This window comes from Clostridium sp. chh4-2 (assembly GCF_002899675.1).
Classification (GTDB): Bacteria; Bacillota; Clostridia; order Lachnospirales; family Lachnospiraceae; genus CHH4-2.
In genome coordinates this window covers 75,322-89,034 of sequence record NZ_PKUU01000004.1, presented here as the reverse complement: position 1 = coordinate 89,034, position 13,713 = coordinate 75,322, and the positions used below count along the sequence as shown (strand labels likewise).

The window sequence follows — 13,713 nt, the reverse complement described above, 5'->3', positions numbered from 1 at the left end:
ACTATGAAACGAATTGTGCTAAAAAAGAACCTGGCCTCAGGAATTGCCGCGATAGCAATAGGCGTTCTGTTCCGGATCATTCTGCCCTACAGCATTAAGGCGAAAGTACATACGGTGACATCGGCTGTAGGGCCGGATTATCTTCCGAAACTGGCCATTTACGGCATGATGCTCTGCGGAGCAGGGCTGGTATTTCTGAGCCTGGCCTTAAAAAAAGACGAGACGATTGAGATAGAACTGGGAAGGGAAGTCCATGTGCTGATTTATTTTGCGCTGCTTCTCGCCTATATGATAACGATGAAATATGCAGGGTTTTTGTTGGCGTCCCTGGTCTTTTCCGCCATTTCCATGTGGCTGATGGAAGATAAAAACTGGAGGCATTATCTCTATACGGAACTGCTGGTGATTGTGATCTTTGTAGCGTTTAAGTATGGACTGCGGGTGCCCCTGCCTACAATTTTTCTGTAAAGGAGGTGGGATGTTATGATCGAATCAATTATGAACGGTACGACGGATGTATTTACACTGGTCAATATACTGATGATTTTTACCGGAAGTTTTATCGGCATTGTGTTTGGGGCAATCCCGGGGTTGTCTACGGATCTGGCGGTTATTCTGTTTCTGCCGCTCACCTATTCCATGGATATTCTGCCGGGAATCCTGCTCCTTTTGGGAATCTACTGCGGAGGCACCTATGGAGGATCCATTACTGCGGTGTTAATAGGCACGCCAGGCACCAATGTGGCTATGGCCACGGTATTTGACGGGCACCCTCTGGCGCAGAAAGGCAGGCCCAGAAAAGCGCTGCAGATGTGTCTGTTCGCTTCTGTGATCGGAGGGCTGATCAGTTCCTTTCTTCTGCTTTTTACAGCGCCTTATATCTCGGGATTCGTGCTGAAATTTGCGGCCCCGGAATATTTCGCCCTGTCACTTTTCGGAATTTCCATCATAGCCGGGGTCAGCGGAAACAGCATGATGCGGGGCATCTTTATGGGATGTCTGGGAATTTTAATGGCCTGCGTGGGAGTGGACGCTTCCTCCGGAGCCACCCGTTTCAGTTTCGGCAATATCTACCTCATGAAGGGGCTGGGTCTGCTTCCCGTACTTTTGGGCGTGTTTGCGCTTCCGAATATCTTAAACCAGATTTACAGCAAGGGATACCGGAAGGTTTTTGTTTATAACGAAGAGATCGATAAAGCTGATGTTCTTACAAAAGAGGAAAAGAAGGCGTGTATGCCGATCATCCTGAAATCCACGGGAATCGGTTCGTTAATCGGAGCGATTCCGGGAGCAGGAGCGGGAATCGCGGCATTTATGGCTTATAATGAAGGAAAGCGGGCGTCCAAGAACGGCGACAAGTTCGGCACCGGTGAACTGGAAGGAATCGCGGCGCCGGAATCGGCCAATAACGCCGTTACGGGATGTTCCCTGATTCCGCTGTTTACCCTTGGCATTCCGGGAAGCGTTGTGGCGGCTCTGCTGATCGGGGCGTTTACCATGAAGGGGCTGACGCCCGGACCGATGCTGTTTCGCAACCAGTCGGCCCTGATGTATGCCATTATGATCGGCATGATCGTGGCGAATGTGGCCATGTATCTGGAAGGAAAGTATCTGCTTCGGTTTTTTATGAAGATTTCCCGGCTGCCCCAGCCTGTTTTGTTCACCGGGCTGGCGCTGTTTTGTGTGGCGGGATCATATTCCTTTTCCAATAACATATTTAATGTTTATGTTTTGATGTTCTTCGGCATCGTCATGTACCTGCTTCAGAAGATCGGATTTCCGGGAGCGCCCTTTGTGCTGGGAATTGTGCTGGGTTCCCTGCTGGAAGGAAACCTGAAAAATTCTCTGGTATTATCGGGCGGATCATGGCTGATTTTCTTTAAACGGCCGATTTGCGTTGCGATTATCTTTATTACGGTCTTCTTCACCTATTATTCGGTTAAGAAGACGCGGAGTTTAAAGAAAAGCAGCGCTGCCGTTACAGGTGAGGATGAGGCCACTGCGCTGGAGGATTGATGTTGCTTTGACCCGCATAATATTGTAAAATTATGGTAATTGTGAGAGTACTGAACAATTACATATTATGTCAGTGAATAAGTTAGAAAGGCGGGTTCATACCATGAGGGTGACTCTGAAGTCAATTGCCGCTGTTTCAGGAGTTTCCATTGGCACGGTGGACCGTGTGCTGCACAACCGCAGCGGAGTCAGTGAGGAAACGAAAGCTCAGGTGCAGAAAGCAGCTGAGGAGCTTGGATATAAATCAAATATAATTGGAAAAGCGCTTGTCGCACAGCGGAATCCGCTGAAAGTTGGAGTGATTATTAATGCGAAGGAGTTCAATTATTTCGCAGAAGAAGTGTGGCGGGGAGTGGAAGCCGGAAGCGAGGAGATAGAAAGCTTCGGAGTTTCCGTAATCTACTATCCCATGGACACCGTGGACGAAGGGGCGCAGCTTCTGCTGCTTGATAAGGCCAAAAGGGACGGGGTCAACGGCCTTGTGATAAAGCCTGTGAACAGCCCGGCCGTTCAGGCCGCCATTGACGGGCTTGTGGACAATAAGGTTTCTGTGATCACCTGTACTTCGGACATTGTAAATTCAAAACGCCTCTGTTTCGTTGGCCACGACCATCGCCACGAGGGGAGGATGTTGGGAAGCCTTTTAAGCAAGGTGGTTCCGCCGGAAGCCAGAATCGCCGTTATCACTGGTTCCATGCACGTGTTAGGGCACCGGAGAAAGACGGAAGGGTTTAATTCCGCCGTGACGGAACACCGCCCGGATGTGAAAATACTCGGGGTTTTCGAGACGAATCACAACACTGCCCTGGCCGTGTCGATCGTGGACGCTTTGGAACGGGAAGGCGGAGTGGACGCCCTCTGCGTGCAGTCCATGGATAAAAAGGGGCTGGAAAGCATCTGCGGCCATTTTGAAAAGGAGAAAAAACCGTTGGTCTGCTCCTTTGGAACCGGGGCGGAACTGTCCGGACTTGTTATGGACGGTCTGGTGGATTTCGCAATCGAGGAAAATCCGTACCAGCAGGGATACAGGGCCATGAAGCTGATGTTCGACGTGCTGTTTAACGGATATGTACCGCCTTCTCCATTCTGCGAAGTGGAAGCTCATATCGTGATCGATGAGAGCTATGTGCACCATTGACGGAAAGGATTTTATGAAAAAGCCTAATATAATATTTTACTTTACGGACCAGCAGCGGTGGGATACCTGCGGAGTCTATGGACAGCCGCTGCCGGTGACGCCCAATCTGGACGCGTTGGCGGCAGACGGGGTGGTCTATGAAGAGGCATACAGCCCCCAGCCTGTCTGCGGGCCCTGCCGCGCCATTTTCCAGACCGGAAAGTATCCGACACAAACCGGGTGTTTCCGCAATAATCTGGCGCTTCCGACCGGGATAAAGACGGTGGCGGATTATCTTAACGATGCCGGTTATGAAACCGCTTATATTGGAAAATGGCATCTCGCCAGTACCGGTGAGCTGGAAAAAACGCCTGACGAGGATTATACGGTGACTGCGGTTCCTTTGGAGCGCAGGGGCGGCTATAAAGGGTTCTGGCGCGCGGCCGATGTGCTGGAGTTTACCAGCCACGGCTATGACGGCTATGTGTTCGATGAGAACATGAATAAATGCGAATTTACCGGATACCGGGTGGACTGCATCACGGATTTTGCCCTGGAATATCTGGACGGATATACAGGAGAACGTCCGTTTTTTATAACGGTTTCCCACATCGAGCCACATCATCAGAATGACCATAACTGTTATGAGGGGCCCCGCGGTTCCAAAACGCGTTTTTCGGATTATGTTCTGCCCGGAGACCTGGCTGAATTAAAGGGGAATGCGGATCAGATGTACCCGGATTATCTGGGCTGCTGTAAAAGCCTGGATGAGAATCTGGGACGGATTGTCGATAAACTGAAAGAAAAAGGATTATTTGAGGATACGGTTATCGTCTATGCCTCTGACCACGGCAGCCATTTTATGACCCGCAATCGGGATGCGCATTTAAACGGCTATGACGATTATAAGCGCACGTGCCATTCATCGGCGCTGCATGTTCCTCTGATAATTGCCGGGCCGGGATTTAAGGGCGGCAGACGGGTTCATGAACTGGTGAGCACGGCCAGCCTTCCTAAAACATTCCTGTCCATGGCCGGAATCAGTATAGGGGATGAGATGATAGGAGAAAATCTCCGCTTCGTGGCGGACGGGGAGACAGAGGGAAGAGAAAATGTGATCTTCGCCCAGATCAGTGAAAGCCGCGTCGGACGCTGTGTGCGGACAAAGGATTATCTGTACAGCGTTTATGCACCGGGTATAAACGGCGGTGAGAAGGCGGGAAGCGGCGTCTATGTGGATGATTTTTTATATGATTTGTCCAAAGATCCTTATGAACTGAACAATCTGGTGGGAAACAAAGATTACGATGAGATACGGGATCAAATGGCGGATTTGCTGGCCCGGCAGATGGAAAAGGCGGGAGAACCGGTTCCTGAGATTCTGCGTTCTCTCTGACGGTTCAACCCCGTTCCCTTTTCCTCCGGTACATATCAGAAAGTCAAATTTTCTTCGGCCCATCTGGCATTTTTAAGCATTGCCCGGCCGACGCCGATTAAGTCTGCGGCCGATCGTTCCAGCAGCAGTTCCGCTTCCTGTGCGGTCTGGATTCCGCCGGTTAAGATGACCGGAACGGAAACAGCCTGTTTGATGGCAGAACTCATATCCTGGAAATATCCGGGCTCTTTGCAATCGGAAACCATATAGCCATACATGCCGCCGGAAATATCCAAAAGATCAATGCCTGCTTGCTCAAACAGCAAACAGGCTTTTTTGCTGTCTTCAATGGTGCTTCCTCCGGCCGTATAATCACAGCCGCCAAAGCGCAGGGCCACCGGATAATCATCGCCAACGGCTTTTCGGACCGCTGCGATCACCTCTAAATGAATCCTCACCCTGTTTTCCACACTGGCGGCGCTGTAGCGGTCAGTGCGGTGATTGGTTAGCGGGGAATAGAATTGGTTCAGAAGATAGCCGTGGGAGCCGTGAATCTCCACCCCGTCAAATCCCGCTTTTTTTGCCCTGAGTGCGGCGTTTGCAAACTGCTGTACAATTTGTGCGATCTCTGCTTCGCTCAGTTCCTGGGGCGGGGCGCTGTCCGCATTGGCTGAACGGGGATGCTTTACCGAGCTTGGGGCGGCCGGTTCAAGGCCGGTGATATCTGCTGATGCGGCGCTTCCGGCATGATTGATCTGCGCCATCACTTTCGTTCCATCCGTCTGAGCGGCTTTCACCAGCTTGGCTAATCCCTCGATATCGCTGTCGCAGGCGATGGAAAGCTGTCCATTGCTGGCCTTCCCCTGCTGGGATATGTAGCTGTGTTCGGTTATGATCAGGCCGATATAACCGCCCTTGGCCCTGTCTTTATAATATTCTCCGAGAGCTTCGCTGAATTTGCCCTCCGGTGTGGATTTGGCTGTGGCCATGGGCGGCATCACGAGCCGGTTGTTTAGAGTTAAATGGTTGATTGTAATCGGTTGGTTTAAATATTTCATAAGATTCACTCCTGTTCCTGGTAATCATTCCTGAATTGCGCTGAGTTTTTTATCTAACTTATTAAGTATGACACAACCGGATGGGAATAGCAAGAATGCACTTTTAAGTAAGATACTAACGTAAAGGTAAGTGGAAAACACCAGTGTTTACTGCCTTTCAGGCCTCTTCCGTCCGGTCAGATTCCGATAGCATTTATCTTGTAAAACGGATTTTATGGTGTTATACTGTGCAGGTATTAAGAGATGAGAAAGAGGGCGATTACATGGACATCCGGGAAGCATATGAATCCGCTGTCGACATGGATTATTCCTACCGGTTCGCCAAACGGATGGAGGAGTATAAAACAAATCCTGTTTTGGGATACCGGACGGCCGGGTCCCAGGCCGAATTTCTGACCGGGGAGATGATTTTTAAGGAAATGCAGCAGATCGGTCTGGAAGATGTACATAAAGACCGGATAACCCTGGATTCCTGGGAATTTGAAAAGGCGGTTATGCGGGTGGTGAGTCCGGAAGGCGGGGAATTTACGTTCCAGCTGGGGGCTTACCAGACGGAATTTTGTACGGACGGATTCTGCAGTTATAAGGTGGTATCCCTCGGAAAAGGAACATTTGCCGATTATGAGAATATTGATGTAAAAGGGAAGCTGGTTCTGGTGGATATCAACCAAAGGGATGAATGGTGGATCAACTTTCCTGTCTATCAGGCCCATTTAAAGGGAGCTGCTGCTTTGATTGCCGTTCAGGAAGGCGGATACGGGGAAATCCATGATACCGCTTTAAATGCCCAGGATATTGCAGGCCCCAAGGACGCCCCGGCATTTTCCATGTCCAGGGCGGACGCTGACGTGTTAAAACGGATTATGGGAGAAAAGGGGGAGGCGGACGTACTTTTTGACGCCAAATCCCATGTGCGGGAGAACCGGGTATCCTACAATATCTGCGGAAGCATTCCCGGACGGGACAGAGAACACGGCATTCTTTTGACCGCCCATTACGATTCGTATTTCAGCGGATTTCAGGATGACAACGCGGCGGTTGCCATGATGCTGGGGATAGCCAAGGCCATCCTGATCAGCGGTTACCGTCCGGAGACGACTTTAATCTTCTGCGCTATGGCGGCAGAGGAGTGGGGAATTGTCAACAGCAAATACGACTGGTCAACCGGAGCCTATCAGCAGGTATTTCATGCCAGGCCGGAGTGGAGAGGAACGATTAAGGCCAATCTGAATTTTGAACTGCCCGCCCACGCCCATGATAAAAAGGACGCGGTGCGCTGCATCTACGAATACCGGACGTTTATGGAAGAATTTTTAAAGACCGTGAAAACAGACGTTCAGGCGTATCCGGAAGGAATTGAGGTGGTGAGCCCCATTCAGACGTGGTCAGATGATTTTTCCATGGCCATAGCGGGGATACCGTCCGTTGTTAATGATTTCAGCTCCGGCTCCTTTATGGAAACCCATTACCATTCCCAGTTTGACAATGAAAACTTCTATCAGGAAAATGTATACCGGTTTCACCATTACCTGTATGGCATGATGGCGTTATGTCTGGACCGGACCGCGCTTCCTCCGTTGGATTTTTCCTGCCTTTTAAAAGCGGTCAGGCAGAGTGTGGACCTGGAATGGTGCAGAAAGACGGGAGCGTTTGAGGAACGGCTTTTTGAACTTCTGGACTGTGCGGAACAGGCGGCGGAAGAACTGTACCGAAAGATTGAAACGATTAACGGAATTTACGCCCGGGCGGTGCAGGCAGGAGAGAGCGGGAAGGCGGAAGAAATCCGCCGTGACAATGCCGGACTGTATGATTGGCTGATGCGGATTTTTAAGAAAGAACAGGATTCTTTTGTCCGCCTCAACTGGCATGACGAGGTTTTGTTTCCTCATGAGGCGGTTCAGAACAATTTAACCTATGTGGCCCTGGCCCTGGAATGTCTGGAGAAAAGGGATGTCCGAGGCGCATTAGAGGCCATATATGGCATTGACAACAACCGGTATGCGTTTTTATTTGAAGAAAAGGTGTACCGCTATTTTACCGAATATGTGCTGGAACAGCCGCCGGAACGCCTTCAGTGGGGCGCAGGCCGGATAGTCCATCACGAAAATATGTTTCAGCTGGTTCAGGGGCTGAAACGCAGGCTGAACGTGAAAGATGCGGATTTAAGTCGGGAATATGACTATCTGAAACAGGTGGAAGCTAACCAGAAAGCCTGCTATCAGGATGATATCCGTTACCTGATCCATGAAATTGAAAACCTGATACAAATGATTGAAAAAGCAAAGGACATGTAATCGTTATGGAAAGCCAGAATCTATACCGGGTAGAAAAAAGTGATCTTGAGCGTTTGGAGCTGCTTTTGACGCGCAGCTTTGCCAATGATCCGCTTTACCGCAGTCTGATACCCGATGAGGAAACAAGAAAAAGGCTGATGCCTGAATTATTCCAGTGTGATGTGGAGGAGATGTTCGCAACCTGTGAGATCTTCGCGGACTCTCCAAAACTTAACGGGGCGCTGATCATATCGGATGAATCGGAGCCCTACAATCCGTTTCAATATTATCTGACGGAGATGATGGCAGCTCTTAAAACGGATGAGTACCTGATTAAAGAAGACCCTTCCTTTAAGACATTCTGGAACTTTTTAAAAGGTAAGGATTATTTAAATTCCAGGTGGACCGACCAGCTCCATCAGGAAGAGCGCCTGCATATTATCTATCTGGCGGTAGAACCGGCCATGCAGCACCACGGAATCTCGACAAAACTGATGGACGAAACCATCGAATATGCCGTAAAACACCGTCTCATGATATCGTTGGAGACGCATAATGAGAAAAATGTGGCCTTTTATAAGCATTTCGGATTCAAAGTGTTCGGAATCGTGCAGAAAGGCTTTGATTTAAAGCAGTACTGCATGATTCGGGAGGTTCAGTGAGGATGGCCTGAGCAAAGGGCCTGTTTTAGGAAGCCGCTGCCGGCTTCCTACAGCATCCGCATATTCTGATGCAGATATTCCTGAATCATCAGATACTGGTCTTCATTGATCTGAATTTTACCATGGTTCATGGTTACGATGCCGTCTTCCTTTAACGAAAGAACGCTCCGGTTAATGGTTCTCACGGAACATCCCAGCTTCTGCGCGATCTGAAGCCTTGTATACGCCACGGTACAGGGGGCCTTTGGTGGGCTTGTCCGGCTGCATTCCGTGAATAAAAAATGGATGAGACGCGTTTTATTATCCAGAAAGAAATTCTGCCGTTCAAACTGATTCTGTTCGGAAGTCCGGCTGATCAGCTTTTGGGTTCTGATAAATAAGGCGTTGGCGTCATTTTGAATCCAGGAAAAGTACGCGTTGGAGGGCATAATGATAAATGACGAATTTTCTATAGCGGTCAGGGTGACCATCCTGCGGGAAATCTGCTGGAATAATTCGTAATCCCCCACGATGTCGATTGCGGGAATCTCCGTGAAACGGTATGGCTCATCCGTTACATATTCTTCAATGGCCTGCAGCCTGCCGTCTAACAGAATATAGACATAGGAACAGGAGTCTCCGGCATTGATTAACGTGTGGTTTTTCCTGAGTTTTTTATAAATTAAATTGGAAATAAAGCTGTCCGGGCAGTTACGGAAGAATTTATGTAAAAAGTCCAGCTGTTCACTGTTCAGCTGCCGGGCGATGGTATCCGAAAGGTTCATGATCCGGTTCCTTTCTATAATTTGAAAAAGAGGACACGTGTCCTTTTTACTGTTTCATTAATATAGTATTGTATTTATATAAAAAGCGCAAGATATGCGTAAGAAAAAACTATTATAAATAAAAAGCAGGAGGTATTCGATATGTCAACACCGCACAATCAGGCTGAAAAGGGAGAAATTGCAGCAAAAGTATTAATGCCGGGAGATCCCCTGAGAGCAAAGTTCATTGCAGAGACATTTTTAGAGGATGCAAAACTGGTAAATGAAGTCCGGAATATGTATGCATATACAGGCACTTATAAAGGCCATCCGGTAACCGTGATGGCCAGCGGAATGGGAATGCCGTCCATGGGCATCTATTCCTACGAACTCTTTACCCAATACGGAGTGGAGCAGATTATCCGCATCGGATCAGCCGGGGCTTATGTGGACGATCTGAAATTATACGACGTGGTGTTAGCGGACAGCGCATGGAGTGAGTCCAGCTTTGCCCACACCCAAAACGGTTATGACAAGGACATTATCTATCCAAGTGAAAGCCTGAACCGGACCATCGCCGAGACGGCGGGCCGTTTGGGAATTCCGCTGACATTAACCAGAGTGCATTCCAGCGACGTATTCTACTGTGAAGACAATGTGGATGATTTCAGGGAGATTAACAGAAAGCATCAGTGTACCTGCGTGGATATGGAGAGCTTTGCGTTATTTCACAACGCTTCCGTTCTTGGAAAACAGGCGGCCTGCCTGCTGACCATATCCGATTCCTTTACATCGAATGAAAAGGCCACCGCCAAGGAACGCCAGAATTCCTTTACCAATATGATGAAGATCGCATTGGAAGCATGTATATAAGGAGAAGCCATGGAAAAATATAAGAGGATATTTACAATCGTAATCGATTCCCTGGGGATCGGCGCCATGCCCAATGCGGCGGAATATGGGGATGAAGGCACCGATACTCTGGGCCACATCGACGAGCATATGGAAGAATTTAAGATTCCAAACCTGGAAAAAATGGGCATAGCCAATCTGCATCCGCTGACCCATGTGGCTCCGGCAGAACGGCCTTTGGGCTATTACGGAAGGCTGTCGGAAGCCAGTGTGGGAAAAGATACCATGACCGGCCACTGGGAGATGATGGGCCTTCATATTACAAAACCATTTCAGACGTTTACAGATACCGGATTTCCAAAAGAACTGCTGGATGAGCTGAGCAGAAGAACCGGCCACAAGATTGTGGGAAACAAATCGGCCAGCGGTACGGAGATTCTGGATGAACTGGGAGAACACGAGATCGCTACCGGGGATATGATTGTCTACACCTCGGCGGATTCGGTGATGCAGATCTGCGGCAATGAAGAAACCTTCGGCCTGGATGAACTGTACCGCTGCTGTGAGATCGCCAGAGAGCTTACTATGAAAGATGAGTGGAAGGTGGGGCGCGTAATTGCAAGACCTTATGTGGGCAGGAAAAAAGGAGAATTCAAACGAACCTCCAACCGCCACGATTATGCGCTGAAGCCCTATGGAAAGACCGCTCTGGATGCCTTAAAGGATCATGGATTTGATGTGATCAGCGTTGGAAAGATCAAGGATATCTTCGACGGAGAAGGCATTACGGAAGCTTATAAGTCCAAAAGCAGCGTTCACGGCATGGAGCAGACCCTGGAGATTGCGGATAAGGAGTTCCACGGTCTCTGCTTTGTAAATCTGGTTGATTTTGACGCCTTGTGGGGACACCGCCGAGATCCGGTGGGATATGGAAAGGAACTGGAGCGCTTCGATGAAAAATTGGGGCAGCTTCTTCCAAAGCTTGGCCCGGACGATCTGCTGCTGATTACGGCGGATCACGGCAATGATCCTACCTATAAAGGAACCGACCATACCAAAGAGCGGGTGCCTCTTTTGGCCTACTCCCCATCGATGAAGGGTTACGGAAGGCTGGAAGATCAGGACACGTTTGCGGCGATCGGCGCAACGATTGCCGATAATTTCCAGGTGTCCATGCCGGAAGGCACCATCGGTCAGTCCCTGCTGGATCAATTGGCTTAATCGCTAAACAGTTGTCCATATTCCTCTCTTGACTATTAAAGCTCATTATATTATGATTGTGATAAATAAATTTAGCAGAAGAGGGGAAATAATTGAAAGTTAAAGTTAAGGATATTGCGAAAGCAGCGGGAGTATCGGCCACCGCGGTGTCATTGGTCCTGAACGATAAGCCCTGCCGGCTGTCCGAGGCGACGAAAGAACATATCCTGCGCATTGCCAGGGAGATGAGATTTCAGAATGAAAACCATATGAATTTTACCTCGGCCGGAAGGGTAAAGACCGTCGGACTGGTGATACCGGATGTTCAAAACCTTTTTTACCAGCAGGTATCTCTGGCGGTCAGTCGGTATCTGGAGGCGGAGGATTATGTAGTTTTCCAGTGCGGTGTGGACGAAGACTTGAAGACCTGCTATCATGCGCTGGAATGCTTAACTGCCAAGAACGTGGACGGAATCATCGTCATCCCTCCGTGCATTCACAGCAAGGACGATAAACTGATCAAGATGATGAAATCCCTTCAGGACAGCGGCGTTCCCATGATCTTAGTGGATCGGGCGGTTTATTCTGTGTTCTGTGATTTTATCACTGCGGATAATAAGCAGGGCGGCAAACTGGCGGCCGGATATCTGATCTCAAAAGGGCATAAGAAGATCGGGTGTATTTTAGGCGGTAAAGAGGTGTATACGGTGAGAAAACGGCTGGAAGGCTATAAGCAGGCTTTGGCTCAGAACGGCATTGCCTTTGACGAAGACCTGGTTTACTATGGGGAGTTCGACGGGGAAACGGGCGTTTTGGGAGCAAAGGAACTGTGCCGGAAGGGCGTGTCGGCGATCTTTGCAGGCAGCGATGAGATCGCATACGGGGTTTACCAATATGCCGGTTCGCAAGGGCTGAGGATTCCGGACGATCTGTCGGTGATCGGCTTTGACAATACACGTTTATGCACGCTTCTGCAGCCAAATCTGACCAGCATAGATCAGAATGGATTCCAGATTGGCGAGCGGGCGGCGGAAGTGATTCTGCAGAATATTAACCCTGCTGACCAGGAAGAGGGGCCGAGAAATTATTACTTTACTCCGTTTCTGGTGGAACGGGAATCCGTGGCAGAACTTGTATCAAGAGAATAGAGAAGAATTTCGGCTCAGGCCGCAGCAAAAAGACAACCGGGTGTTGGAGTGTTTTGCTGCGGCCTGAATTTATTTGTTACAAATCCGGGTAAAGCGTGGAGAGGTGTGGTGCTTGCCGGAAATAGAATAAAAAGTGGTATCCCGGCAGCAGGATGGAAATAGAAAAACGGAGTCTTGAGGTTCGGTATATTTTTTTGATAAATAAATGCTAAAATAATAAATATTTGTATTGAAATGATAAAGAAATGATGATATAATTTATCAAACAATAAAAATTTAGCAAATATTTATCAGAGAAAGGAAAATGACGATGGCAAAGAAGATTATTCTGGATTGTGACCCGGGTATGGATGATTCCATGGCAATTGTGATGGCGTGTAAGGCAGAGGAACTTGAGGTCATGGCAGTGACTACGGTTAACGGCAATTATCCGGTGGATGTGACCAGCAAAAATGCATTAAAGATTCTGGAGATGCTGGGCCGGACGGATATCCCTGTAGCAAAGGGAATGGCGGCCCCTATGGTTAGGCCGACACCCAAGGACCCATTTACGCATGGAGCGGACGGACAGGCGGAAAATTTTCTTCCGGAGCCGAAAACCCCTCTCTGTGAAAAACATGCGGTTGACCTGATGATTGATCTGATTAAAGAGAATCCGGGCGAGATTTACATATTATGTACAGCACCTATGAGCAATCTGGCTATGGCTATGGTGAAGGCGCCTGAAATCAAAGGGATGATAGCCGGCGTATACGCGATTTCAGGAGCATTTGGGCTCAATCAATATGCATTTGCCAATGCCACCGGAGACACTCCACAGAGCGAGTGGAATGTGTATGTTGACCCGGAAGCGGCCGATATCGTCTACAATTCCGGTGTAAAGCTGGTGGCGATCGGTCTGGACGTGGCAACCCATTTTGATGTAAATCTGACAGACCAGGACATTGAGAACTTGAAAAAGAGCGACAAAAAAGAAGCCAAATTCTTGCTTCAGGCCATTCAATTTGTTAACGGAAGAGGATTCGAAGCATATTGTACGGTGATCGACTGCATGGCTGTTGGATATGCGATCAACCCTGATCTGGTAGAGACATTTATGGGAAGAGTGGGAATTGAGACAAAAGGAGAACTGACCTTAGGCAATACGGTGCTGGACGCGAGACATCACCATGTCTGGGAACAGCTTCCCATGATTGAGATCGCCAAGAGCGCGGACCATGAACGGTTTTTACAGCTTTTGATGAAGCTGGTATTATCATAAAGGAGGAA

Annotated in this window: 12 protein-coding genes; 10 read left to right on the top strand and 2 right to left on the bottom strand. The window is 48.9% G+C overall.

Annotated elements, in window-relative coordinates:
- Positions 1–3: 3 nt before the first annotated feature.
- The 4 genes from C0033_RS05405 (at position 4) to C0033_RS05390 (ending at position 4,529) form a co-directional block, all read left to right on the top strand.
- Complete coding sequence (locus tag C0033_RS05405) at positions 4–468, top strand: tripartite tricarboxylate transporter TctB family protein (protein WP_103226861.1); 465 nt, start codon at positions 4–6, stop codon at positions 466–468.
- A gap of 15 nt (positions 469–483) precedes the next feature.
- Entirely contained in the window at positions 484–2,016 is a 1,533-nt protein-coding gene (locus C0033_RS05400; protein WP_103226860.1) for a tripartite tricarboxylate transporter permease, read from the top strand.
- A 73-nt stretch (positions 2,017–2,089) separates the two neighbouring features.
- On the top strand, positions 2,090–3,154 hold the full coding sequence (locus tag C0033_RS05395) for a LacI family DNA-binding transcriptional regulator (RefSeq protein WP_180994578.1): 1,065 nt from the start codon (positions 2,090–2,092) through the stop codon (positions 3,152–3,154).
- 13 nt (positions 3,155–3,167) lie between these two features.
- Positions 3,168–4,529, top strand: a complete 1,362-nt coding sequence (locus C0033_RS05390) for a sulfatase-like hydrolase/transferase (protein WP_103227036.1) — start codon at positions 3,168–3,170, stop codon at positions 4,527–4,529.
- A 35-nt stretch (positions 4,530–4,564) separates the two neighbouring features.
- On the opposite strand, the gene C0033_RS05385 is transcribed toward C0033_RS05390, so the two are convergent.
- Positions 4,565–5,566 carry an NADH:flavin oxidoreductase gene (locus C0033_RS05385; protein ID WP_103226858.1) on the bottom strand — a complete coding sequence of 334 codons (1,002 nt, stop codon included), beginning with the start codon at positions 5,564–5,566 and terminating at the stop codon, positions 4,565–4,567.
- A 227-nt stretch (positions 5,567–5,793) separates the two neighbouring features.
- Here C0033_RS05385 and C0033_RS05380 point away from each other — a divergent pair, with 227 nt between their 5' ends.
- Positions 5,794–7,860: a M28 family peptidase gene (locus C0033_RS05380; protein WP_347501038.1), complete on the top strand. Its 2,067-nt coding sequence runs from the start codon at positions 5,794–5,796 to the stop codon at positions 7,858–7,860.
- A 5-nt stretch (positions 7,861–7,865) separates the two neighbouring features.
- A complete protein-coding gene (locus C0033_RS05375) occupies positions 7,866–8,501 on the top strand; it encodes a GNAT family N-acetyltransferase (RefSeq protein ID WP_103226857.1) in 636 nt (211 codons plus the stop codon).
- Between the two features lie 47 nt (positions 8,502–8,548).
- Here C0033_RS05375 and C0033_RS05370 read toward each other — a convergent pair whose 3' ends face one another.
- Positions 8,549–9,265 (bottom strand): Crp/Fnr family transcriptional regulator, encoded by a 717-nt coding sequence (locus C0033_RS05370; RefSeq protein ID WP_103226856.1) that lies wholly within the window; start codon positions 9,263–9,265, stop codon positions 8,549–8,551.
- A 141-nt stretch (positions 9,266–9,406) separates the two neighbouring features.
- On the opposite strand from C0033_RS05370, the gene deoD reads away from it, so the two are divergent.
- From deoD to C0033_RS05350, 4 genes are all read left to right on the top strand, one after another.
- Positions 9,407–10,117, top strand: coding sequence for a purine-nucleoside phosphorylase (deoD, locus tag C0033_RS05365; protein ID WP_103226855.1), 711 nt, complete (start codon positions 9,407–9,409; stop codon positions 10,115–10,117).
- Between the two features lie 9 nt (positions 10,118–10,126).
- Positions 10,127–11,317: a phosphopentomutase gene (locus C0033_RS05360; RefSeq protein WP_103226854.1), complete on the top strand. Its 1,191-nt coding sequence runs from the start codon at positions 10,127–10,129 to the stop codon at positions 11,315–11,317.
- Between the two features lie 92 nt (positions 11,318–11,409).
- A complete protein-coding gene (locus tag C0033_RS05355) occupies positions 11,410–12,444 on the top strand; it encodes a LacI family DNA-binding transcriptional regulator (protein WP_103226853.1) in 1,035 nt (344 codons plus the stop codon).
- A 310-nt stretch (positions 12,445–12,754) separates the two neighbouring features.
- Positions 12,755–13,705 carry a nucleoside hydrolase gene (locus tag C0033_RS05350; protein ID WP_103226852.1) on the top strand — a complete coding sequence of 317 codons (951 nt, stop codon included), beginning with the start codon at positions 12,755–12,757 and terminating at the stop codon, positions 13,703–13,705.
- Positions 13,706–13,713: the final 8 nt, after the last annotated feature.

Coding starts and splice junctions, on each gene's coding strand:
- C0033_RS05405 (WP_103226861.1), top strand. CDS start 4: ATGAAACGAATTGTGCTAAAAAAGAACCTGGCCTCAGGAATTGCCGCG.
- C0033_RS05400 (WP_103226860.1), top strand. CDS start 484: ATGATCGAATCAATTATGAACGGTACGACGGATGTATTTACACTGGTC.
- C0033_RS05390 (WP_103227036.1), top strand. CDS start 3,168: ATGAAAAAGCCTAATATAATATTTTACTTTACGGACCAGCAGCGGTGG.
- C0033_RS05385 (WP_103226858.1), bottom strand. CDS start 5,566: ATGAAATATTTAAACCAACCGATTACAATCAACCATTTAACTCTAAAC.
- C0033_RS05375 (WP_103226857.1), top strand. CDS start 7,866: ATGGAAAGCCAGAATCTATACCGGGTAGAAAAAAGTGATCTTGAGCGT.
- C0033_RS05370 (WP_103226856.1), bottom strand. CDS start 9,265: ATGAACCTTTCGGATACCATCGCCCGGCAGCTGAACAGTGAACAGCTG.
- deoD (WP_103226855.1), top strand. CDS start 9,407: ATGTCAACACCGCACAATCAGGCTGAAAAGGGAGAAATTGCAGCAAAA.
- C0033_RS05360 (WP_103226854.1), top strand. CDS start 10,127: ATGGAAAAATATAAGAGGATATTTACAATCGTAATCGATTCCCTGGGG.
- C0033_RS05350 (WP_103226852.1), top strand. CDS start 12,755: ATGGCAAAGAAGATTATTCTGGATTGTGACCCGGGTATGGATGATTCC.